13 protein-coding genes are annotated in these 25506 nt (G+C 38.5%); 12 read left to right on the top strand and 1 reads right to left on the bottom strand.

Annotation, left to right across the window (positions count from 1 at the left end):
- The first annotated feature begins 258 nt into the window (after nucleotides 1-258).
- From IPM92_11510 to IPM92_11530, 5 genes are all read left to right on the top strand, one after another.
- Entirely contained in the window at nucleotides 259-918 is a 660-nt protein-coding gene (locus IPM92_11510) for a response regulator transcription factor (GenBank protein ID MBK9108961.1), read from the top strand.
- Nucleotides 919-1014: 96 nt separating this feature from the next.
- Nucleotides 1015-4959, top strand: a complete 3945-nt coding sequence (locus IPM92_11515; protein ID MBK9108962.1) for a hypothetical protein — start codon at nucleotides 1015-1017, stop codon at nucleotides 4957-4959.
- A 363-nt stretch (nucleotides 4960-5322) separates the two neighbouring features.
- The gene (locus tag IPM92_11520) at nucleotides 5323-8004 is read left to right on the top strand and encodes a hypothetical protein (GenBank protein MBK9108963.1); all 2682 of its coding nucleotides are present in this window, start codon (nucleotides 5323-5325) and stop codon (nucleotides 8002-8004) included.
- A 30-nt stretch (nucleotides 8005-8034) separates the two neighbouring features.
- Entirely contained in the window at nucleotides 8035-8454 is a 420-nt protein-coding gene (locus IPM92_11525) for a gliding motility-associated C-terminal domain-containing protein (protein MBK9108964.1), read from the top strand.
- Nucleotides 8455-8482: 28 nt separating this feature from the next.
- Complete coding sequence (locus IPM92_11530) at nucleotides 8483-9484, top strand: PorP/SprF family type IX secretion system membrane protein (GenBank protein MBK9108965.1); 1002 nt, start codon at nucleotides 8483-8485, stop codon at nucleotides 9482-9484.
- A 212-nt stretch (nucleotides 9485-9696) separates the two neighbouring features.
- Here the strand turns inward: IPM92_11530 and IPM92_11535 are convergent, their stop codons facing one another.
- Nucleotides 9697-10134 carry a hypothetical protein gene (locus IPM92_11535; protein MBK9108966.1) on the bottom strand — a complete coding sequence of 146 codons (438 nt, stop codon included), beginning with the start codon at nucleotides 10132-10134 and terminating at the stop codon, nucleotides 9697-9699.
- Nucleotides 10135-10248: 114 nt separating this feature from the next.
- Between IPM92_11535 and IPM92_11540 the strand changes: the two genes are divergently transcribed.
- The 7 genes from IPM92_11540 to IPM92_11570 all read left to right on the top strand — a co-directional run bounded on the left by IPM92_11540 (nucleotide 10249) and on the right by IPM92_11570 (nucleotide 24761).
- Complete coding sequence (locus IPM92_11540) at nucleotides 10249-10731, top strand: VCBS repeat-containing protein (protein ID MBK9108967.1); 483 nt, start codon at nucleotides 10249-10251, stop codon at nucleotides 10729-10731.
- Between the two features lie 165 nt (nucleotides 10732-10896).
- The gene (locus IPM92_11545) at nucleotides 10897-13503 is read left to right on the top strand and encodes a VCBS repeat-containing protein (protein MBK9108968.1); all 2607 of its coding nucleotides are present in this window, start codon (nucleotides 10897-10899) and stop codon (nucleotides 13501-13503) included.
- Nucleotides 13504-13593: 90 nt separating this feature from the next.
- Nucleotides 13594-15504 carry a CRTAC1 family protein gene (locus IPM92_11550; GenBank protein ID MBK9108969.1) on the top strand — a complete coding sequence of 637 codons (1911 nt, stop codon included), beginning with the start codon at nucleotides 13594-13596 and terminating at the stop codon, nucleotides 15502-15504.
- A gap of 56 nt (nucleotides 15505-15560) precedes the next feature.
- A complete protein-coding gene (locus IPM92_11555) occupies nucleotides 15561-16961 on the top strand; it encodes a VCBS repeat-containing protein (protein MBK9108970.1) in 1401 nt (466 codons plus the stop codon).
- A gap of 900 nt (nucleotides 16962-17861) precedes the next feature.
- On the top strand, nucleotides 17862-18299 hold the full coding sequence (locus IPM92_11560; GenBank protein ID MBK9108971.1) for a hypothetical protein: 438 nt from the start codon (nucleotides 17862-17864) through the stop codon (nucleotides 18297-18299).
- Between the two features lie 60 nt (nucleotides 18300-18359).
- Nucleotides 18360-22655 (top strand): HYR domain-containing protein, encoded by a 4296-nt coding sequence (locus IPM92_11565; protein MBK9108972.1) that lies wholly within the window; start codon nucleotides 18360-18362, stop codon nucleotides 22653-22655.
- 90 nt (nucleotides 22656-22745) lie between these two features.
- Complete coding sequence (locus IPM92_11570; protein MBK9108973.1) at nucleotides 22746-24761, top strand: T9SS type A sorting domain-containing protein; 2016 nt, start codon at nucleotides 22746-22748, stop codon at nucleotides 24759-24761.
- Nucleotides 24762-25506 lie beyond the last annotated feature (745 nt).

Below are 25506 nucleotides of genomic sequence, written 5' to 3' on the forward strand. Positions count from 1 at the left end.
TATAGATTTCATTTTGATACCATATTGGAGTTTTCGATTGCTTGAAAGCCGATTATGAAGAACACATAAAATAAATTTATCATTTATTGTATAAAATATTTATATTTATTATAATATATAATTATATTAATATCAGTTATTTATATATTATTTTGTCATACCTTTTCATTTTTTAGGGTCAATCGCCACCACCTTGCCTGTCTTTTGGCACTTATTTTGCTATTTTATAATATGTTCAAAAAAACCGGGACTTAACACATGGACGGGATCAGATTTGTAGTGGCAGATGATCATAAACTTTTTCTGAAAGGATTCAGACTGCTGCTCGATCAGATGAACAAACGGCTTACAATGATCTGCCTTGGCGAGGCAGGAAATATTCCGGATGTTCTGAGATTGATTCAAGCCGACCCTGTTGACTTGCTTTTTTTGGACTTGAACTTAGGAGATGCTGATTCAGGTCAGATGATTCCAAAGTTCAAAGAACTTCACCCACAACTCCGGATCTTATGTATAAGTATGTATACAGATTCAAAAGTTGTAAGAGATGTTCTTAAAAAAGGGGCCGATGGGTTCCTTTCAAAAAATGCAGAAATGCTCGAGTTGGAAAATGCCATTGAAACAGTTATGGATGGGGAGATTTTTATGGGTAGTGACATCAAACTAACAGATGTTAACCGCAAAAACGTTCAATCCAAACTTAATATCAACAGGTTCAATGCAGCTCATCAGCTCACCAAAAGAGAAAAAGAAATTCTCGACTTGGTAGCCAAAGGAAAATCCAATAAAGACATCGCTGCACTTTTATTTATAAGCAAAGATACCGTAAGCGCTCATCGCAAAAGTTTGATGCGAAAACTCAATGTTAAAAATGCATCCGGACTGATTAAAGCTGCTTATGAGTTCAACTTGCTGTAAAACAAATGAATTGATAGAAGACCCTGTGGTCTATTGTTGAGTATATTTTTAATTGATAACAAACTGATTTACTTCAATCCTTTAAACCGAATTAAAATGAGAAAGGAAAATTTTACAATCCTGTTCCCCACCAAACCAACACTCCGATGGTTTTTATCCATTGGTTTTGTTTGTTTCTTGTTGATTCAGGAAAATTTCGCACAATGTCCGCTGGCTTGCGATGATCTCGTCCAGGTCTCCGTTGATAATAATTGCGAAGCAAAAATTACGCCCGATATGATCCTTGAAGATCCGGGTGTTGGTTGTATTTATACCGTTGTGGTATTTGGCCCAACTGGGGTTCCTTTGCCAAACGCAACAGTGACTTCAGCCCATATTGGAAAAACGCTCACCGTAGCGGTTTACCTAGGCAATAATTCCTGTTGGGGTTCTATCTATGTGGAAGATAAATATCCGCCGGAGATAAGATGCCCTGAACCGGACACTGTATTTTGCAATCAGAAAAACTATGTTCTCGAAAATCCATTGGTAATTGACAATTGTTCAGACACAACACGTCATGTCATTTCGGATGTCATTATTAAATTTGATTGTGATTCCTTGCCAAACATTATTGGAAAAAGGGTCATCACTTATTACTATACGGATAGAAGTGGCAATCACTCTGATACATGCGAACAATGTGTGTATTTTAGAAAAATTGATCCTCTTGTAGATATTGTTTGGCCAGCAGATACCATATTCGATTGTCTCGATTTGGATACAGTACCATTTCCATCCATAACTGGAGTTCCTACAGTTGCTGGCGAAGCCATTTATCCTGAGTGGAGTGTATGTAAAATTGCAGTTTCTTATGAAGACCAAATCTTGCCAGTTTGTCCTAAGACTTTTAAAGTTTTAAGAAAATGGACCTATATTGATTGGTGTCGCCCAAATGGACAAAATGTTTACTTCCATTATCAAGTCATCAAAATAGTTGATGAGCGCGGACCTTTAGTTACATGCGCTTTAAATGTAACGATCAGCACAGATGTCTGGAAATGTAGTGGTACAGCTTTGCTTGCTCCACCCACCGTTATTGAAGAATGCAGCAGAACTACTGTAAAAGTCGGCTATAAAATAGCCTCTCCTACCGGTTCTCCAACATACGAAGGAACTTCTTCTGCCAATGTTACAAAACTATCAAATGGTCTATATAGTATTACGGATTTGCCTTTGGGATTGAATTGGGTGATATTCCAGGTAACCGACGAATGTGGAAACTATACCGATTGTGCAACAGAAGTTTTCGTGGAGGATAAAATTCCACCCATTGCAGTTTGTGATCAAAAAACAGTGGTAACACTTACCATTGATGGAAGCGCGAAAGTAGAAGCGGCAACTTTTGATGATCGTTCACACGACAATTGCGGAATCCGTCGATATGAAGCCAAACGAATGGACGATGGGGTACCTTGTGATACAGCCTACAATGGAGATGAATGGGGACCTTTTGTCTATTTTTGTTGCGCAGATATAGGCAAGACTTTAATGGTTGGTTTTAGAGTCTGGGATATTCATGGAAATTCCAATACTTGTATGGTAGAAATTGAAGTACAAGATAAATTAGCACCTTATATTTTCTGTCCACCGGATATTACAGTTTCCTGTGAATTTGATTACGCTGATTATTCAGTTTTCGGCACTGTAAGAGAAAATCCAGCCGATCGCAAGACCTTTGTCATCAAAGATAAATATTTAAAGCATTCTGCTCCATTGATTGATGGATATGCCTATGATGGTTGTGGTGTAGATGTCATAGAAACGGTAACCACTGATTTAAAATGTGGACAGGGATATATTTATCGAAAATTTGAAGCCAAAGACCCCGGAGGTTTGGTTTCTACTTGTACGCAACGCATTCGAATTGTTGATTCTACCGCAAATAATGTATCTGTACAATGGCCAATAGATTATTTCAGTAATTCAAATTGTTTATCCAAACCACAACTTTCGCCCGACATTACTGGCAAACCTTGGGTTTATGGAGCTGATAAATGTTCAAACGTAGTTACCACTTATGATGATCTGGTATTTACTTTAGATCCGGATGCCTGTTTGAAGATTTTAAGAAAATGGGTAGTTATCGATTGGTGTGTATGGAATCCAAATCAACAGAACTCTCCTGGTTATTGGACATGGACGCAAGTCATTAAAATTACAAACACGGTACCTCCAAGGTTCTTAACCAGTTGTAATAACAGAACGATAGATGTATTTGGACCGGGATGTGGCGGAAATATAGATCTTATAGCTTCAGCTGATGATGATTGTACTGATTCATCAGATCTCGTATGGCATCACCATATCGATTTGTACAACGACAACATTGTTGACAGTAGTTATGTAGGCTCAGGTAAATCAATATCTGCTTATTTCCCAATAGGGGTTCATAAGGTGACTTTCACCGTATGGGACGCTTGCAACAACAAATCAACATGTAGTTACCTGCTTACTGTTCGCGATGGTAAGAAACCAACTCCATATTGTATTGGCCACATCGTTACTACTGTTATGCCTAGTACACTGAGTGTAGAGATATGGGCTAAGGACTTTAATATAAACAGTGAGGATAATTGCACTCCAAAAGATAGCTTAAAATATTACTTCCTGATCAACGGACGATTCGAACCATCTATGTTATTCACTTGCTCAAACATTGGTGTCAATATCGTTAGGGTTTATGTAGTCGATCAGGCTGGCAATTCTGAATATTGCGAAGTTCAATTAGATGTTCAGGATCCTAATAAGGTATGTCCAACGGGATTGACCATACAAGGAAAAGTGACAACCATTACAAATAGTCCTGTAGAAGGGGTGTCTGCGATTTGGGAAAGACCCAGCCCTGCAGGAACCAACACGACTTACACGGATAAAAATGGAGTGTTTGCATTCAATTATATCACTCCCGGAATGAATTACAATATTCGTGCAGAAAAGACCAATGGCAATTATGTGAATGGAGTAAGTACTTATGATATCGTATTGATCCAAAAGCATATACTTGGAATTCAAACCTTTGATTCTCCGTATAAATTTCTTGCAGCCGACGTCAACGCGAGTTGTTCAATCACAGCTGCAGATATTTCTGAAATCAGAAGATTGATTCTGGGAATCACGAACAAATTTGAAAAATCACCATCCTGGAAATTCGTGCCGGTCAATGCGACAGTGCCTAGTCCGATGGATCCATGTGCTTTCAAATCAGTGATCAATTACAATCTGATCAACAGAAATCAATTGACTGCCGATTTCTTCGGAATGAAGATGGGTGATATTAACATCGACGTCGATGCCAGTAATGCGCAACAAACAACCGTTAGGAATGTAAACAAACGTTTGTTAGTTATTGATGACATGGCATTGGAAGCTGGAAAAGAATACAGAATTCCGGTTTATTTTGAAACGGCAACACATCTCGAAGGAATGCAGTTATCCATGCAGTTTGATGATAAGCGCGTTAAGGTACTTGGACTTGAACCAGGTAAAATACAAATCAGCGATGAGGAATTTAATGTACAATCAAATGAAATCCGCATTGCCTTAGGACAACAGATTAGTTATCAATTGAGTGCAAATGATATTATTTGGTATCTGGTCGTAAAACCAATTGTACCCGTACAAAATGCAAAATGGATATCTCTTTCTCAAGTTTTAAAACCTGAATGTTATAATGAAAACCTTGAAATCATGACTGTTGATTTGAAGGTACGCGGTGAATTGGAATCCGAAAAGATACAAACTTCAGTGTTTTATCAAAATCAACCGAATCCATTCAAAGAATCGACCAAAATTGCCTTTGAGTTGACAAATGATCAGGAAGTAGAATTCATTGCCTACGAACTCGATGGCAAAGTGATCTACAGATCTAAGAAGGCATATACAAAAGGTTACCATGAGTTGGAGCTGAAATCACAAGAATTGAATACCTATGGAGTTTTCTTCCTGCAGATGAATACCATAGATTTTACAGATACAAAACGATTAATTCTTATCAGATGATAAGGATTGAGTAAATGCAGTGTTATTGCCTGATCATGGTGACATGGTCAGGCTTTCTTATGTAAGTAACATAAATCCTTTGAAAAGAATCGATCGGTATGCTTAGAAAAGTATTAATTCAGTGGTCTGATCTTTGTGAACTTGAGTATTTTACTTAGATTTGCCTAAGTAACACCTGATTCAGAACTTTATTAATCAAGCAAATAAGACTCAAAACTGTTAAAAAAGCCCTGCAATGGTCATTTTTAACAGTAAAAACGAATGTATTATATAAATTTCTTATATTCATTATAAAGATTATTAAAGCTATATTAATTTTGTAAATGGTTTGGAGTCCATTATTTTACCCGAATCCAGTAAACTATGAAAAATTACGTTCTGCTCTTCCTCAGCTTTTTCGTTTGTTTTAACCTGTCAGCTCAGGTAAATCTTACGATTGCCAATGTATCCGGTAATAAGAATGATACAGTCCAGGTTCCCGTCACGGTATCAGGATTCAACAACATATTGGCCACTCAGTATTCCTTTAGCTATGATTCCAATGTTCTGGCGATAGTGGATGTGATCAAAACAGCCAATTATGATGTCAATTTTTCAACCCATGTCGGGAGTGCCAGTGTCAAAAATGGCCAGATAGGTTTTACCTGGGACGCTCCGGGAGGTACTGGCAAAAATCTTGCAAATGGGGCAACCTTGTTTACGGTTCGGTTCCGACTCATCGGCAAGGAATGCGACTCGTCATTTGTAAGACTTACAAACAAACCAACTTCAATAGAAGTCCTAGATGGGAATTTTGATGAAGTTAGTCTCACTTCTACAGATGGAAAAGTTAAAATCAATGGCGCAGGTTGTCAGGGTGGTGGTCCTCCGCCGGATACCAGCGGACTTCAAATCATCGCCTCTACAGAAACAACACCGGCAGGTGTCGTAAAATGCATAAAAGTAACTACGAAAAATTTTAAACTTATACAGACAGGGCAGTTTACCATGCATTGGAACACGGCCGTCGCAGTTTTTGACACTTTAAATTCAGCAGCCTGGTCGCTATCCTGGGGTCAGAATTACGCAGCTTTACCTGATAGAAGTGGGGTTCAGATTAACTGGGATGCCGGTCGGGATCCAATTACGCTGGCTGACAACACAACCTTGTTTGAGGTTTGTTTGCGCCCGGTTGGCAATCCGGGAGCTATGACTGATATCACTTTTGATGGAGTACCTGTGATCGTTGAATTTACCAATGGCAATGGCGATGTAGTGCCCGTAAAATTTACTTCTGGAAAATTAACCATCACTGATGCTCCTGCAAAAACCTTGCATCTTTATGTACGAGATACAATGGTAGAAGAAGGTGCTGAATTTTGCATCCCTATTCGGGTTGATGGTTTTAAATGCGTTCAGAATTTTCAGTTCAGCATGAAGTTCGATAATACAAAACTCAGTTTTAAAAGAATCAGTGGGATTGTTTTGCCTGGATTAGGACCAAACAATTTTAATGTGGTTAAAGATTCTATCCGGGTTACCTGGGATTCACAAGCTGGTCCGCAAGATCTTGCCAATGGCGCATCCATGTTTTCGGTATGCTTTGAATCACTTTTAGCTGCTCCAAATTGTCCATTTGATACCAAAATTCAGTTTACCGATTTATTAGGCAGTCCATTGGAATTTTCTGATTGCAACAGTGATAATTTTGCAGTGACCAAAGGTGAACCTGATTTTACGGTAAAATGTCGAACAGTAATGATACCTGTAAGTATTACAATAGGTACAAAGACCAATGTAAAATGTAATGGGGAATGCAATGGCAGTGTAAGCAATACACAGATCACTGGTGGTAAAGGTCCGTTTCGCTATGAATGGCAACTTCAACCTTCTGGAGCCGTCGTCTCCACAGTATTGGCACCTACCGACCTGTGTGCAGGTGAATATAGATTGGTTGTCATCGACGAAGGCAATGGAAATGCAAGGACAACATCTGTAATAGTTGTAATTACGCAGCCCGATGAACTTGTTTGTTCTGCGGTAGTAACTCACGTACAAACTGTTAGCGATGGCAAAATAGATTTAACGGTCATGGGTGGAACTCCACCTTATACTTTCAAATATTTCAGACTTCCTAACAAACCCAATCCGCCTCGAACAGAAGAAGATCCCATGAATCTTACAGCGGTTTGTTATGAGCTTATGATAACGGATGCAAATGGATGTACTAAAATGGATACGTTTTGTGTTAACCCTGCACCTTTAAAAATTGTAAGTTTTATAAAGTTAGATTCCAACCGCTGCTTTGGCGATTGCCGGGGTGTTTTGAATGTATCTGCCTCCGGAGGAAAAACTCCATACCAGTTAGCACAATGGAGTAATGGAGATCGCGGAAATATCGCAGACTCTTTGTGTGCGGGAAGATATTGTGTCACAGTTACAGATGCCGATGGCAACACCGCCACTGGTTGCGCCGACATAACCGAACCGGATGAAATTGTGGTTACGCTTGATAGCACCAAGCGATATTCTGGAAATGATGGCGCTACTTATACGACTCCAAAAGGGGGAACTCCTGGTTACACCTACCAGTGGAGAAATGCAGCCGGCCAAGTAATAAGTAATACAGAAGATCTGCTTAATTGCGCTCCGGGTACTTATGTGTACTGCGTTACAGACAAGAATAGTTGCGTCAAATGTGATACGTTTATTTGCGATGCTACAAATACCACACCGCCAACAATTACAGTAAACTTAAATATCGATCCAAAACTGGGCAATTTACCAGTGAGTTGCAGGGGAAAATGTGACGGCAAGATTATCGTGGCAGTGACGTCTACTGATCCCAGATTGCCTTATAAATATAAATGGTCGCATGATACTACATTGAATTCCAATACTGCCACCAATTTATGTCCCAATATCAGCTATCGCGTGACAGTAACAGATGCTGCCGGAAATTCAAAAGTATCCAATTTATTGTTATTACCGGATGCTCCGGCAATAGACCTTACGGTTAAAAAAATAGCTTGCGCAAGTACTAATATTGATAATAATGGCCGCTAGGAAGCCCAACTTTCCGGGGCGACAGCACCAGTGACTTATTCCTGGTGTAATGGAAATACTAATAAAATAGCTGATAATTTATCAGCAGGTGACTGCAACTTACAAATAACAGATGCAAATGGTTGTACAGCTTCAGAAGAGTTTACCGTTTGTATTGGTACCCCAACCGATAACGACTGTTATAAATCAAGATTGGCGATATCTCCAAATGGAGATGGATTCAATGAGTTTTTTGAAATCAATTGTGTAACGAATTTTGAAAATACGCTTACGATATACGACCGGTGGGGTAATCAGGTGTTCGGAGCTGTCAATTATTTGAATACCTGGGATGGTAAAGATGATGATGGTAACACTTTGACGGAAGGCACTTATATGTGGATCCTCAAAGTTTTAGAACCAGGCAAGAATGATCAATATTTCAGAGGAACGGTCACAATTGTAAGATAATATAATGTATAATAATATTTTAAATATTATGAAAAAATTAAATATAATAAGCATTTTGACAGGTGTACTCTTGACTTGGATGTCACAGTCCTTACATGCTCAAGATCATGCAACTGCATTAAAAGCACAGTCAGTTTATAATCATTATTACTTGAATTTGTTCTTGCTAAATCCTGCTGCTACAGGCATGTCAGGACAAAGCCAATTATTATTCAATTTCAGGAATCAATGGTCCGGATTTGAAGGCGCGCCTAAAGCTCTGACCTTGGGTATTGATGGCAGTCCGGCAAATAATATGGGACTGGGGGCCATGGTTTACAATGAAAATTATGGTGTTGCAAATCGCTTTCTAGGACAATTGAATTATGCTTACCATTTTAAGCCTAACGAAGATATGAAAATGTCATTGGGTATTTCAGGAGCATATATTCAATATAATCTTGATAATGAAGCTATTACGGACCCGAATCACCAAAACCCGGATCCGGTTATTAACAGAGCAGTAAATGGTGAAAAGTATTTTGCAGCTGATTTTGGCTTTTATTCAGAAATAAAAGGGAAGTATCGCATTGGGATTAGCATTCCACATCTAGTTCAAACTAAATTGGATGATTCCAATATTACTTCTACAAGCCCGGAGGAAGATAAACCGGTGAGTTTTACTGCATTTTTAGGAGGCATTTGGCGTTTACCCGAATACAGAGTAGTGTTAGAACCTTCTTTAGGTTTGCGCAAAATTTCGGACGCTCCTTTTGGAACAGATCTCAATATTCTAGCGAAATTGATGGATGAAAGACTTTATGCCGGTTTTACCTATAGTTTCAACCCTTCATGGCATCGCATCGCAATGTTAGCGGGCATTAAATTGGACCGCTTAGGCATATTTTATTCTTACGATCAGTCGTATTTGGAGTTCCAGAATTTTAATAATGGTTCCCACGAGTTGACGCTGACATTTGGTTTGAATAAAAAGAAGGAGGTCATAGAAGAGGCTGTTAAGCCAGCTATGGAGCCGGAAATGCCCAAATAACTTCCCATTCCATTTCATTGAACCTGAGATGAATAGGTAATTTTGGTTCCATCGGACAATAAATTCTTACATCGAATTATTAAGGATTCTCTATTGCTTACATCGAAATTAGAAGGTGAAGGGTAAAGCATGTGAGCTTTTCCTACTTTAGGGCAGGTCATTCTTTTCAATAATAGAAAAAGCAAATGCGATGGACAAAAATTACGCTATTTTTAGTTAGTTCCCATCCTGACTCTAATGATCATCGCTTTGATCTCATCTGTAACTTCAAATACAACACCTTCGACGACTTCTCCTTTGTCATTTGTATACATCTGCATAAACATGGTCTTTTCAGGGTTTACCATGATTGACCAATCAACGGGTTCACCGTTTTGATTTTTTAATGGAAAATCTTTCTTAAAGGATCCGCCGGTACCTAATTTGTACATTTCTATCAAATTCAACTTTTTGAGTCCGGTAGGTTCATAAAATCCTTCAGGTGTTGTAATCATAAATGGGTCGTTGGAATCTAAAGTGGGTTTATCTGAACTATTCGAAATATCATTTTGTTCCTGACCAACTTCTTCTTTAGAAACTTCATTTTTATTTGGACTATCTGAACATCCTAAAACTAGAATTGAAAAAAATAAAATTAAATGTGTTTTCATGCAAACTTATTTTGGCGCAAATTTAGAAGAATTACAAAGTTCATTCCCTAAATCCTTGTTAATTTGGTTTTTACAAAATGATCTTTGGTAAATTTGCAATCCAAATTTTAAAGGATGGAACAATCAGCCACTCGTTTAATTGCCTTATTATTCATTTTTCTTTCCTGCACTTTATCCTGTAATACAGATAAGAATAAGAGTTTTGAGGGTCAGTTATTTACGCTTATAACACCCGAACAATCAGGCGTCACATTTAATAATGTCATCGTCGAAACACCACGTGAACATATTTATAGTTTTAATTATATATATAATGGTGCAGGTGTGGCTATTGCGGATTTTGACAACGATGGATTTCAGGATATTTATTTTGTGGGGAATCAGGTACAGGATAAGCTCTATAAAAATTTAGGCAATTTCAAATTTGAGGATGTTTCGGCACTTGCCGGAATCGACAAATTTGATGGGTGGAGAAGTGGCGTTTCCACAGCAGACGTTAATGGTGATGGATTTATGGATATCTATATCACAAGAGGCGGATTTCTAAATATTCCTGAAAAAATAAGAATCTGCTCCTCATCAATCAAAAAAATATGACTTTTTATCGATGAGGCCGATAAATATGGTGTCGCGGATCCGGGATACTCTATTGCTTCCACTTTTTTCGACTATGACTTTGACGGCGATCTGGATTTGTTTGTAACAAACCGTCCGGAAAGATGGGGGGTTAATGAAGATTCCATTACGCAAGTGAAAGGCCTTATGGAAAAGGGGGAGTTTGATCCCAATACGACCAATAAATTGTTGAGAAACGAAGGAAATGGGCAGTTTAAAGATGTCAGTAAAGAAGCCGGGTTTTATCCAAGTTATGGTTATGGTTTGAGTGCAGTTGCCGGGGATCTCAACAAAGATGGTACGCAGGATCTTTATGTAGCAAATGACTTTATAGAAAATGACTATATTTTTGTCAATTATGGCGATGGAACTTTTAAAGAAAGTGTAAAAGCCTTGACCAATCACGTTCCCTATTATTCAATGGGCGTAGATTTTGGTGATATCAACAACGATGGGGAGGAAGAAATCCTCGTTGTTGAAATGAGACCAGAAGATTACCGAAGGTCAAAAACAACGATGCCGGCGATGCAGCCTGAATATTTTCAGAAATTGAAAGATATGGGTTTCCAGGATCAATACATGCACAACGTGCTCCAGTACAATCATGGCAACGGTTTTTTTACCGATATATCTCAATTGGCAGGTGTTGATAAAACAGATTGGTCTTGGGCTGCATTGATGAGTGATTTGGATAATGATGGTTTTAAAGATATCATTGTCACTAATGGTTACCGCAGAGATGTTTACGACAGAGATACCAATGAAAAAATGAGACAATTTCTGAAGGCAAAAAATAATATAGTGGACAGTGTTGAACAGGTTTTGGGAATTTTGCCTTCCGTAAAATTGGTTAATTATGTTTATAAGAATCAACAGAATCTGGAATTTAAGAAAATGATGAAGGAATGGGGATTCAATGAAACAAGTTTCTCAAATGGCGCCGCATTGGGTGATCTGGGTAATGACGGAGACCTTGATGTCGTCGTTAACAATATAGATGACCCGGCATTTATTTATAAAAACAAGTTGGATGGAGCTCAAAATTACTTGAGGATTGCATGCAAAGGCCAACCATCTAATCAGTTTGGAATTGGTGCAAAAGTTAGCTTGTTTTATGGGGATAAAACGCAATACGTGCAGTTAAAAACATCAAGAGGTTATTTGTCTTCCTGTGAACCTGTTGCACACTTCGGCCTTGGAAATATTGAAAAAATTGATCGCATAGAAATTGATTGGCCGGATTTTAAAAAATTGGTACTAACAAATGTTAGTACTAATCAAATGATCATCGCAGATTATACAAAAGCGAATCAGCAATCTAATTTTCAGAGATCTTATAAGCCCATTTTTGCGGAACATACAGAGCCCAGTATCTTACCCTTATATTATCATCAGGAAAATACTTTTAACGACTATAAATTTCAAATTTTACTGCCGCATCAGCTTAGTAGACTGGGCCCTTTTATTGCTGTTGCGGATGTGAACAACGATGGGAAAGAGGATTTTTATGTAGGCGCGCCACATTTTAAAGCTGCACAATTATATCTGCAAACGGATTCTTCCACTTTTCGCGCAAAAAAAATTCCGGTATTTGAAAAAGATAAAGACTATGAAGATATGCAGAGTCTGTTTTTTGATGCGGATGGTGATGGGGATAAAGACTTATATGTAATTTCTGGAGGTACAGAAATGGATGAAGAACTCCCGATTTATCAGGATCGATTGTATATCAATGATGGTGTTGGTAATTTTTCGAAGAACCTCGCAAATCTTCCCAAAATCAGATCAAGTGGATCTTGCGTTGTGGTTGCAGACATGGATGGCGATGGTGACCTCGACATTTTCAGGGGCGGAAGAACTATTCCTGACAAATATCCATATGCTCCCAAATCATATCTGATGGAGAATGATGGGAAAGGAAATTTTACAGATGTCACTGACGAAAAAGCAACTCAACTCAGAACAGTGGGTATGGTTACTTCAGCAGTCTGGACTCAAATTTCAGGTGATGCCTTGCCGGAATTAATCCTTGTTGGCGAATGGATGCCTATTACTATTTTTGATAACCTATCCGGAAAACTTGAAAAAGCAGCTTCTGAAAAATACAATTTGCAAAATACAGAAGGTTGGTGGAACCGAATTGTCCAGGCTGATATTGATCACGATGGCGATGAAGATTTTATAGTGGGAAATTTAGGAACTAATTATAAATTTCATGCGTCCACAGAGAAACCTTTCATGGTTTATTGTGATGATTACGATCAAAATGGTACGTTTGATATTGTTCTTGCAAAATACAATGGAAAAAATCTGGTCCCAGTTCGCGGACGTCAGTGCTCATCAGAACAAGTGCCTTCGATCGCTCAAAAATTTCCAAATTATAACTCATTTGCAGATGCGAGTCTAAAAGATATTTATGGAGAAGGTTTGGAAACAGGTTTATCACTGAAAGCGCATTTATTTGAAAGCGTCATGTTGCTGAATGATGCTGGAAAATTTCAGGTCAAAAAATTGCCCGAAGCATGTCAGTTTAGCACCGTTCAGGCTATCCTCGTAGAAGATTTTGATGCAGATGGTATTAAAGATGTCGCCATTGCTGGAAATTTATTTAATGCAGAAATAGAAACGACCCGTGCTGATGCTTCTGTGGGTGTCTTTTATAAGGGCATGAAGGGAAATTTATTTGGAAAACAATTGAAAGCAAATGAATCGGGTTTCTTTGTTCCCTATGATGAAAGATATCAAATCCATTAAAATTAATACCAAACCAAGTGTACTGGCAGGTATTAATAATAATGCACTATATTTTTTTAGAAACATAAGATAATATTTTAAGCTACTACTATGAATTTTAAAAATAGAAACACAATCCAAAGTAAAATTAATTTTTGGGTCATATTTATGGGACTCTTTTTGATGACTGCTTGTAATAGTAATCAATCCGGAAGACCACTGGTGGATCAAAATTTACAGGCATTCGAGTTAATGGATTCCGTACATACCGGTGTAAATTTCAGAAACGACTTAAGACCTGATATGCTTCCTAATCCGCTAGAATTTATCAATGTTTTTAATGGAGGTGGAGTGCTGTTGTTTGATATGAACAATGACGGTCTAACAGATATTTTATTTACTGGAAATTTGGTCGCTAATAAACTCTATTTAAATAAAGGCAATTTTAAGTTTGAAGACATTTCCGAAAAATCGGGTCTTTCAAAATTTACGGGTTGGTTTACGGGCGGCGCTGTGGCAGATATCAATGATGATGGATTTTTAGATGTCTATCTCTGCCGTTCTTTTTATCCGGATAAGGATCCTGCTTTGCGAGAAAATCTGATGCTCATGAACAATGGGAAACTTGGTTTTGAAGAAAAGGGCAAAGAACTTGGTATCAATGATAATGGCTATAGCATTTGTGCTAGTTTTTTTGATATGGATTTAGATGGTGATCTCGATCTGGTTGTTGGGAATCATCCACCTGATCGGATGTCAGGCGAGTCCACACATTATGATCGCTTTCGCGATCCACCTATGCAAACATCCAATAAATTGTTTAAAAATAATGGCAATAATACGTTTTCAGATGTGACTGCTTCTTCTGGTATTCTTAGTTATGGTTGGACTTTAGGTTTGGTTACATCTGATTTAACCGGCGATGGTTATCCAGATATTTATATTTCAGTAGATCATGAGCAACCGGATTATTTTTTTGAAAATAAAGGAGATGGTACTTTTAAAAATATTCTCTACACTGCTGTACAACATACCTGTCATAGCAGTATGGGCGTTGATGCTGCTGATGTAAATAATGATGGATTGCTGGATTTTCTGGTTTTAGATATGCTTGCTGAAGATAATTATAGAGAGAAAGTAAATATTGCCAGCATGGATATTCCGCGATTCTGGCGTTATCACATGATGGGTTACCATTATTCATATATGCGCAATATGTTGCAATTAAACAATGGCAACAAAACATTTAGTGAAATTGGACAAATGAGTGGTATCCATAATACCGATTGGAGTTGGAGCGTTTTGTTAAATGACTTTAATCTGGATGGTTGGAAAGATATTTATATTTCAAACGGATATTATCGTGATTTTTTGAATAAGGATTTTTTCAAACCCATGATAAACCATGCGAATGAAATGAGAAAAAAGGGCGAACCTTCGGAGTCCATTATGCGGTTTTTAAGGCAACAAAATGTGCAAATGATCGCGACTAAGGTGCCAAATTTTTATTACGAAAATAATGGTGACTTGACATTTGCAGATAAATCATCGGAGGCAAATCTTGCCTATAAAAGTTTTAGCTCAGGTGCAGCTTATGGCGATCTTGATAATGATGGAGATGCAGATCTTGTCGTTAACAATATAGATGAGCAGGCTTTGGTATATAAAAATAACGCCATTGAAAGATCTGATAATCACTTTCTCAAGGTTCAACTGGATGCACCAAAGTATGCTTTAAAACTAAATTCAAAAGTTGAAATTATTACCAATAATGGAAATCAGATTTTTGAACTCACTACTACCAGAGGCTACCAATCGGTAGTTGATGATTATCTTTATTTTGGTACCGGTAGTGATTCAAAAATTAATTCCCTAAAAGTAGTTTGGTCTGATGGCAAACAACAACTGCTTGAAAATATTTCTGTAGATCAAAAAATAATTCTCAACTATAAAGACGCCATAAATGCGGAGAAAAACAAAATAACTCCTGAAAACTATTTTCAGATCGGACAGAAGAATTAAATGCAATTTATTTCCATAAAGAAAATGACTACGATGATTATCACAAAAGACAAATTTTGCTTCCTCATAAAATGTCGCAATTTGGTCCGGCCATTTGTGTCGGTGATGTCAATGCAGATGGTGCAGATGATTATTATGTAGGAGGTGCAAGCGGGCAAGCTGGAGCTTTGTTTTTGCAGAATCCTTCCGGATTGTTTTCAAGGACGGATTTTAAATGCTTCGAAGATGACAAACAATACGAAGATGTAGGATCTGTTTTTTTTGATAAAGACAACGACGGTGATTTAGATCTTTATGTAGTGAGTGGCGGAAACGAATGGGATGATCCCAAAGCATACCAGGACAGGCTTTATGAAAACGACGGGGAAGGTAATTTTATAAAGTCGAATCAATTGCCATTAATTACGGGCAGTGGATCCTGTGTAGTTGCTGTTGATTTTGACAATGATGGGGATCAGGATCTATTTGTTGGCGGAAGACTTTCACCAGGAAAGTACCCCTTTCCAGGCAAATCTTATCTTTTAGAAAACAACAAGGGAACATTTGCAGATGCAACAGAGAAATGGTCTACAGGACTCGCCAATTGCGGTATGGTTACCGATGCGGTTTGGCTGGATATCAACAAAGATCAGAATATGGATCTGGTTGTAGTAGGGGAGTGGATGAATATTAGTTTGTTTATCAATAAGAATGGCAAACTAGAGAATTCTTCTGCAGACTGGGCCTTGAATGAAACCTCAGGTTGGTGGAATCGAATTGTTGCCGCAGATGTGGATGGCGATGGAGATCAGGATTTTATAGTGGGTAACTTAGGTGCGAATTATAAATACCAAACATCTAAGCATAAACCATTTCAAGTCTATGCAGGCGATTTTGACAACAATAATAAATCTGATATTGTATTGGGTTGGTATAAAAAAGATGGCAATTTATTTCCGGTCAGAGGCCGTCAATGTTCTTCAGAGCAAATGCCTCAGATATTGGATAAATTCAAAACATATGATGAATTTGGAAAATCAACATTGGAAGAAGTTTATGGTGAAATGTTGAAAGATGCGTTGAATTACAAGGCGAATACATTTCAAAGCGTAGTTATGATCAATAACAATGGCAAATTTGAAATGAAACCATTGCCGAACCGCGCTCAGATTGCTCCAATTAATGGAATTCTTTTTGAGGATTTCGATGGCGACAAGATAAAGGACCTTTTGGTCGGAGGCAATTTATTTGTTTCTGAAGTTGAAACAGGTAGAGCTGATGCTGGATCTGGCTTATTCCTTAAAGGGAACACCAAGGGCTGGTTTGACGAAACAGACCCACAAAGCAGTGGATTGGTAATTTCATCTGATGTGAAGAATATTGCATTGATCCGCAAGACTTATTCCGGTGAGCCTTATATATTGGTGGCGAATAATAATTCAGCGATACAATTGATCACGGTGAAGAAAGCTAACTAGTGAATTCATGATTTGGATGATGGTCAAGGTCCAATAAAATTTATGGACATATTATTTTTGAAGCAGTTCAAATTTGGATAAATGTTCATAGATTCTTGCTGTTTTAAATCTTCAAAGTCTTTGTTACTTGATGAACTGGTTAATTCTCTGCAACTTGTAATGGATCTAAAAGAATCTCGGGTTCTGTATTATAATAGCGCACCAAGTGTGAAGGAGTTCACATGATATTACATCATTTTGTAGAATTCTGATCATTTCCACAACCAATCATAGTCAATCATAGTCAATCATAGCCAATCACAACCAATCATAGCCAATCACAACCAATCATAGTCAATCACAACCAATCATAGTCAATCACAACCAATCATAGCCAATCAAAGTCAATCACAACCAATCAAAGTCAATCACAACCAATCATAGCCAATCACAACCAATCATAGCCAATCAAAGTCAATCATAGCCAATCATAGCCAATCACAGCCAATCACAACCAATCACAGCCAATCACAAGTCAATCACAGTCAATCACAGTCAATCCCAGTCAATCCTGGTTCATCATGTCCCTCTTAGTTAAGGTTTTATTAAGATTTTTTAGATTATATAGTATTGATTTACAGTGTCATACACATATATTTATAAAATATTAAAAAAAAAGTGTGGCAGAAATGGAATCTGTATATCTTTGCGTAGATGGATTGAACCTCATCAGGTAGGATTATATAGGTATGAAGCAAACCTGAGGGGGAAGGATGAAGCCGACGAAGCGATTCCTGCAAATCTTGAAAAAAATATGTAAAGTGCTTTGATGTTTGCGCAGTCAATGTCTGCGTGGAACATCAGTGTGTTTTATATATAGGCGAAGCAAAAAATTTTATTAAATAACCAAAACTATTTCTCATGAAAAGGACGAATTTTTACTTTTTTGAGTCTGTTTCATGTTCTGCCAAAACTCTCATAACCGGTGTCTTTATGCTGGTCTTGCTGAGTGTCGCAAATCATGTCTCAGCACAATCAGTTCCAACTCCGGAATCTGTACTTCCACCGCTCAAGTCAAAAATTGAGTGTTCTGAAATTGCTCAGAATGCGGTTGATCTTTTGTTGGAAGAATTGAAACAAGATCCAAACAACATGGACAAAAGGATTTTGTTTGATGCTTACCAGCACGTATTAACCAATGTTGTTGAGCCATTTTTTGATATGCCCCTTATTATGGCGCAGGTATATCCAATATTGCATAAAAACAGCAATGATGGTACTGCGACAGGAGCATACGGTTTCTATGCAAAAAGCTGGAATAGAGACTATACTGAAATGGTCAATAAATTCAAAAAATAAGCAGGAGTCTTTGACTTACTGGCTTTTTAATCTTTATTTTAATTGCAAAACCAAAATCTCATGAAAATAAATTTTTTAACGAATCCTATGAAGCTAGCGACAAGCTTATTGTTGCTTTGCTTGATAAGTTCAGGTCTCGGATTACAGGCCCAAACCCAATCCGGTACTTGTTACTTTGTGGGAGAAACGGTGATCAATGGTGTAAATACCAATGACACCCTTCCTGCCATTACTATTGGCTTGACGCTTGGCAGTTGCCGCGCTTTAGTCAATGTACCTAAGCCAGCCCTGAATGTTCCGGGTTGCGCTTCTACTCAAATTGTAAACTTAGGACCGAATGTTCCAAGAAATGAAACCGGTTGTACGTTTGCAGAAGGTTGTAATACTTGTTTCGGTTGCGGTATCGTTACGATAACCACAGTTCCTGGACCTGTATTACCAACTCAAGGGCCACCTACTGCACCATGTAATCCTGGTCAACCTTTGGTTCCAGCGATTCAGTTAGCAGTTGGTACTACACAAACGGCATCATTTGGTGATGTTTACCAGTTACAAATAGCAAACAATGCGGGTGGTCCTTGGACTCCTATTGGTAATTATCAATCAGGTAATGGTGTTATTCAAACGTATAATATTGCCCCGGGTCTTTATACTGTAGGTAATAACTTTGTAAGACCTGACCATGGTTGGGGAGCAAACACAACTTTCGGAGAGTGCGTTCCTTCATTCCAGTTCAGACTCGGAGGACCATGCGTAGAATGCGTAGATAGTATGATGCCTGCAGGCGCTGGTATCGATACTTTCTCTGCAAGCGCAGGTCGTTTTTATCGCGTATTTAGAACTTTTGCTAAAAATAACGGTCAGTTAGTACGTGCGGTATTACCGATCAACGTTCAAGATACTGAACCACCTACCTTTATTGGTTGTCCTAAAGCAGTGATCATAAACTTAGGTCCCGGAGAATGCGAAGGCTCCTGGGATGCACCGCCATTAATGGCTATGGATAACTGTCCAAGTGCAAACTTTGTAAATGAAGCTACTTCTGTAGGTTGTAATGCTGGATTTGCCTTCTGCGGTTACGATGCCGTAAACCCATCAGGATTTATCTTTAACGTTACCAACAATACACCTCAACAGGTTGCGATTCTCGGATTCATCAGTTCATTCTCTGCAGGTTGCGCAGGTATCACCAGTACAGGTGGTATTTTCGAAGTTTATGCTAAGAATGCTGCTGGCCAGACTTGGGAACAAGGTTTGACAGGTTATAACAATAACCCTGCCTCTACCGGTTGTAACGGGGTATCTCCAAAAGCATTGTGGACTTTGATGAGAAGAACCACTGCTGCTGATGGTATCAGGGCTTTACCCGTTACAGCACCTGCAAGAGATACATTATATATGGGTGGTGCGGGCGCGCCTTCCAGAGATACTGTATACGACTGCGATGGATCGTTTGTTGTCAACATTGGTTCTACCAGAACATCTAACTTATTCCTTGCTGCTGGAGAAACCAGAGGTTTATTCATCGGTGGAGGTTTAGGAACCCGTTTTGAAATGATTTCACCAAACTTTGGTTCTTGTAATGGAGGTCGTCCTTTCGGAAACGGATTGATGCAAATCAATACAGGTATCATTGCAGGTGGTATTTCTTCAAATACAGCAGCTTCTATCGGTCACTTGGGTGCTTGTCGTCCAATTGGTTATGTAGGAGATATTATTTATGCTACTGCTGACAATATGATTCGCATTCGCCAGACCTGTGGTCGTCCTTACGGTCCTGGCTGTTATTTCCCTGTAGGTTGTACAACTCTTTGTTATGAAGCAGTTGACGCTCAAGGAAACGTAGGTCGTTGCACATTTGATGTATGCGTAAATGCATATCCAAATACAGTAACTGCTTTAGCTTGTCATGATGAAATTCAAATAAGCCTCGATGAAAACTGTTTAGCTACAATATCAGCTGACGAAGTTCTTTCAGGAGGTCCATATAAGTGTTATGATGATTACGTCGTAGAAGTACGCGATTGGGTAACCAATGCAATCATCGATCGCGCACCTAATACTCCTGGCGTTCAAGTTGGAAGTCAAGATTTGGGACGTGAATTAAAAATTACTGTTCGCGATCTTGCAACTGGAAACAGCTGCTGGGGACATGCAACAGTAGAAGACAAATGGCCACCAGCGATCACTTGTCCAAGAGATACTTGTGTACCTTGTTATTCTCCAACTTCACCAGACTATACAGGTTTCCCAACAGTGGTTGAAAACTGCGGTGGTGCTGGTTTGACTTACAAAGACAATGTAAGCATCTTAGGTTGTGATTTTGGATTTGATAGAATTATTGTAAGAACATGGACTGCTACTGATAATTCAGGAAACAAAGCAGTTTGTGCTCAAACAATTCAGGTTGGTTTAGGGACTTTATCAGATGCAGTTGTTCCATTAAACTGGGATAATATCGAAAATCCAATGCTTTCATGTAATGGTAAGATATATGATAAAGATGTTACTCCACACTACCTTCCAAATCCATATTGCGTAGATGGTTATTTACTTGATTCCGCACATTGGTTTGCAACTGGTGGTTTCCTTCCAAGTCCTGCAGGTGACCTCGCTGGCGAGCGTTTACCTAAGACTTTAGGTTGGAACTGTATCGATGCTGGCGAATATGCTGGTCATCCAAGCCCGTATCCAATTTATTATCCTGCTCACCCTAACTGGAGACCAACAAATCCAGTTTGTTGGGGACCAGATGAGGTTGTGATGTGGCATGGAACAGGCTACCCAGGTGGCGTTAACTGTAGAAACTTAGGTGTAACCTGGAAAGATATCACGATTGACCTTGCAACTCCTGGTTGCGATGCCGGTGATGTTGGTTGTTACAAAATTATCAGACAGTGGACTGTTATGGATTGGTGTACTAGCCAGTTAGGCGGTGTGAACCAAATCATTAAAGTTGCTGATGCTGAAGGACCAAAGATTTTATATCCAGATACGCTTATAGTAAATATGGAAGTATGGACATGTACAGGTCGTTGGGAAGTGTCACCAGCTTGGTTGATTGACAATTGCAGTAATGAAATACATTATACTGTAGAAGTTGAGGCCGGAACTGTACTTGGAAATGAAACTAGTGGTTATGTCGTTGTAGATATGCCATTGGGTCTTCAAAGTGGATACATCATTGCTGAAGATTGCTGTGGAAATATCACAAAGAGAAGAATTGCTTTAAACGTATTAGACAATGTACCTCCGATTGCAGTTTGCGAAGCCAGAACTGTTGTTTCTATCAATGGAAATCAGTCTCCTGGAGAAAATTTTGCAAAAATATTTGCTGAATCTTTCGATCAGGGAAGTTTTGACAATTGTCAGCCTCATATCTTCTTCAAGGTAATCCGTATGGAGCACCTGAGAGGAACCAATAACGGTAGCAATGCAAACCAGGCTGATAATGGTACAAATTGTGCCGGTATCAATGGTGATGACAATGCAATCCTTGATGGAAATCAAATCTATTTCGACGACCATGTTAAATTCTGTTGTTCAGATGTTGGAAATACTGTAATGGTAGTTTTCCGCGTATTTGATCGCGAAACAGGCGTAGGTCCAATTGCTCCTTCAAGAATGAACCCAGGTGGTAACTTATTCAACCGCTTCAGCGATTGTATGGTTGAAGTTGAAGTTCAAGACAAGAGTGTACCTACAGTTGTTGCTCCACCGAATATCGTGGTGAGCTGCTGGTTCTGGTTTGATGTTGACAATTTAGATGATCCTAACGATCCTACTTTCGGTAGAGTTGTTACTGATTTGACAAATAGAAAGAAAGTCGTAACTAATGACTTAGTATGTTATAACTATTGCGTAAGAAATGATATCACTGGTTACCCAGGATTCGTACCTGGTGCACCACCTTCAAATCCACCAGCTTGGAACAGAGCTTGTCAATACTATCAATCATTGTTTGATACAGCTCACGCTGACAGAAAACATGAATTGACATGGGGATTTGATGGATACGTTCTTAGCGCATGCGGAAACAATCCAACAATTAGTGTAAATGACAATCGCGAATGCGGTCAGGGACAATTAACCAGAACTGTAGTAGCACGTGGACCTAACGGTATCAGCGTAACAGCTACTCAGACCATCTGGGTTGTTGACTGTGATCCATTCTATATCAACCGTGCAGACAATTGCGATCCTGATGATGATATTACCTGGCCAGGTAACTGTACAGGTCAGGCTACAACCATCGCTGGTTGTGGAGCTAACATCAGCCCTGATAATCCTTTATTAGGAAGACCAGTTGTTGAAAATGGTGCAGATGATCTTTGTGCTTTGATTAGTATCGAATAGTTTGATAAAATATTCACAATCGAGCCAGATGCTTGCTTCAAGGTTCTTCGTACATGGGTTGTTATTGACTGGTGTCAGTACGATCCAAGTTTGGATCCTGTTAACGGAAGATGGGAGTATTTACAAATCATCAAAGTTACTGATACCAATAAGCCTACAGTTTCAATCACTGTTGGCGATTGCGAACCAGCTGTTAAAACAAACGGAATTTGTTATGGTCATATCAACATCACTGCTGATGCAACTGATGATTGTAGCCCATTAGATTGGTTATTCTATGAGTATAAGATCGATTTCTTTAACGATGGAAAAGGTGCTTATTCCGGTAAAGATGCCGTTGTAGGTCCATTAACACGTAAAGAATTTGCTGCTGGTCGTACACCATTGTTCCATGATAATCCTTATGCAGACAATGAAAATGATCCATTCAGTGCAAGTGGTACTTACCCAGTAGGTATTCACAATATTTGCTGGCACGTTGAAGACGGTTGTGGAAATGTTGGTATTACTTGTCAGTTGTTCGAAGTGAAAGACTGCAAAGCTCCAACTCCATACTGTTTGACAGGTGTAATAACTGTACCAATGCCATCTAGTGGTTGTGTTACTGTTTGGGCTAAAGACCTTGACAGAGGTAGCTTCGACAATTGCACAGATGCAGAAGACTTATTATTCTACTTCGATGGAGATCCTACAAAGACTGGAATCACAATCTGTTGTTCAGATTTCGTAGCAGCAGGTGCTAATGATGAATTAGTAGTTGATGTACAAATGTGGGTTGAAGACGAAGAAGGAAATACTGACTATTGCAGAACTGTAGTTATTGTTCAGGACAATCAAGATATCTGTCCTAACACAGGTTCATTCAAAGGTAGAATTACCGGAGATTTGAAAACTGAAAACAATGACGAAACTGAATTAACTGATGTTCAATTGTACTTATCAAATAACATGATGAGACAAATGATCACATTGGCTGATGGTAAATACTTATTCGGAGACTTGGCTGCCAATTCTTATAAGGTTAAACCTTTAAGAAATGATGATCCAGTTAATGGAGTAAGTACTGCTGACATCGTGAAGATCCAAAGACATATTCTTGGAATCGAATCATTGAACTCTCCTTACAAATTGATTGCTGCAGATGTTAACTTGAGTGAAACTGTTACTGCTGCTGACGTTTCTGAAATCAGAAAACTGATCTTAGGTGTCAACAGCCAGTTTAATAAAGTTCAGTCTTGGACATTTGTACCGAAGACTTATGTGTTCGCGGATCCTACAAAACCATATAGCGCTCCTCGTGAGATTAACGCTAATGTTCAAAACGGATCTAACATCATTGAAAACTTCGTAGCAGTTAAAATGGGAGATGTAACTAATAACGCCAGAGGACATCAAGTAGCTGGAAGCAGCACTAGAAGCAATGGTAAATTGAACCTTGAAGTTGAAAACAACACCACTGTTGCAGGTGAACTGTACAAAGTTGAATTCAAATCAAGCAACTTTACCAATATCTCTGGATACCAGTTCACATTGAGATTTGATCGTCAAGCATTGACATTTGAAGGAATTGAAGCTGGAGAATTAAATGCAGACGAAAGCAATTTCGGAACTGGAAGAATCAATGAAGGTATCTTAACTACTAGCTGGAATAACAAAGTAGCACAAAGCGTTGATGCAGATGCTACCTTGTTCACAGTTGTATTCCGTGCAAGCAGCCAGGCAAGTATTGGCAGCCTGTTGGCAATCACATCTGATGTTACAACAGCAGAAGCTTATGATGCATCATTGAATATCAAAGATGTTAACTTAGGTGTTCGCACAGAAAGAGGAGTTGTAGAATCTGGTGTATTCGAATTATACCAGAACTCTCCAAACCCATTCGCAAAGGAGACAGTAATCAGCTACCGTTTACCAGAAGCTGGAGCGGTTAAACTGAGCATCTATGACGTAACTGGCAAAGTATTGAGAGTATACGAAACACAGGGCACAAAAGGCTTAAATACCTTCAAGGTACAGAAGTCTGAATTGAATGCTGGTGGAGTATTGTACTATCAGTTGGATGCCGTAAACCATACAGCAACTAAGAGGATGGTAGTGATCGATTAATCGATCACCACCTTTCCCAAAGTCCTCTTTGTGCGGCGGTTTTAGATCGCCAAACATGAGAAAAGTTAAATCGGTTTTTGGGATGGCCTCTTCTCGAGCAATCGGGAGGGGGCTTTTTTTTTGAGCTAAACCCAGAATTGCGTATGATTGTGATCAAACGCGATTCTGGGTTTATTTTTTTGAATCTCTCCACGCTCAACTCTGCTTTTCAAAAAATTGAATGGGATCGATAGAATCCAGGAAGGTAACAGCCATTGATTGCAAACAAATCTGTCAACGTTATAGGTATCAGGAACCCGTAATAGAGCCTTATAAACTCGATTTGATTTAGTTTTTTATTTAAGGCTTAGTGAATTAACCACACGGGTCCATACGAGAGGCGCAGTCATTGAGATTGGGAATACACTCATAATAATAATATAGGTCAATCTTAACATAAGATCCAGTTAGGGGAATCAATCTTCAGCCCAATTAGTTATAGCATTTTGAATTTTCATGATCATATTGAGAGAGCTACAAACTTTGCTTTTAACCTAGTAAGTATTAAATTGGACGAACCAGAATAGATTTAGTTGCATAAAACAGGGATCGTAAATGTCTATAACATATTATATTATTGTTTAATATTAAATAATTTGTAATATAGTATTATATATATAAAATAAAAATGTAATATATTTTTAATCTATTGTTATGTAATTAATTAAATATTACATAATTTTGTAATGTGATTAATCATTTTGAT

The organism is Saprospiraceae bacterium, assembly GCA_016719615.1.
Lineage (GTDB): Bacteria > Bacteroidota > Bacteroidia > Chitinophagales > Saprospiraceae > Vicinibacter.

What these genes read in the sequence shown, in the direction of transcription:
- IPM92_11510 (MBK9108961.1), top strand. Translation starts at nt 259, where the DNA reads ATGGACGGGATCAGATTTGTAGTGGCAGATGATCATAAACTTTTTCTG.
- IPM92_11515 (MBK9108962.1), top strand. Translation starts at nt 1,015, where the DNA reads ATGAGAAAGGAAAATTTTACAATCCTGTTCCCCACCAAACCAACACTC.
- IPM92_11520 (MBK9108963.1), top strand. Translation starts at nt 5,323, where the DNA reads ATGAAAAATTACGTTCTGCTCTTCCTCAGCTTTTTCGTTTGTTTTAAC.
- IPM92_11530 (MBK9108965.1), top strand. Translation starts at nt 8,483, where the DNA reads ATGAAAAAATTAAATATAATAAGCATTTTGACAGGTGTACTCTTGACT.
- IPM92_11535 (MBK9108966.1), bottom strand. Translation starts at nt 10,134, where the DNA reads ATGAAAACACATTTAATTTTATTTTTTTCAATTCTAGTTTTAGGATGT.
- IPM92_11540 (MBK9108967.1), top strand. Translation starts at nt 10,249, where the DNA reads ATGGAACAATCAGCCACTCGTTTAATTGCCTTATTATTCATTTTTCTT.
- IPM92_11545 (MBK9108968.1), top strand. Translation starts at nt 10,897, where the DNA reads ATGGAAAAGGGGGAGTTTGATCCCAATACGACCAATAAATTGTTGAGA.
- IPM92_11550 (MBK9108969.1), top strand. Translation starts at nt 13,594, where the DNA reads ATGAATTTTAAAAATAGAAACACAATCCAAAGTAAAATTAATTTTTGG.
- IPM92_11560 (MBK9108971.1), top strand. Translation starts at nt 17,862, where the DNA reads ATGAAAAGGACGAATTTTTACTTTTTTGAGTCTGTTTCATGTTCTGCC.
- IPM92_11565 (MBK9108972.1), top strand. Translation starts at nt 18,360, where the DNA reads ATGAAAATAAATTTTTTAACGAATCCTATGAAGCTAGCGACAAGCTTA.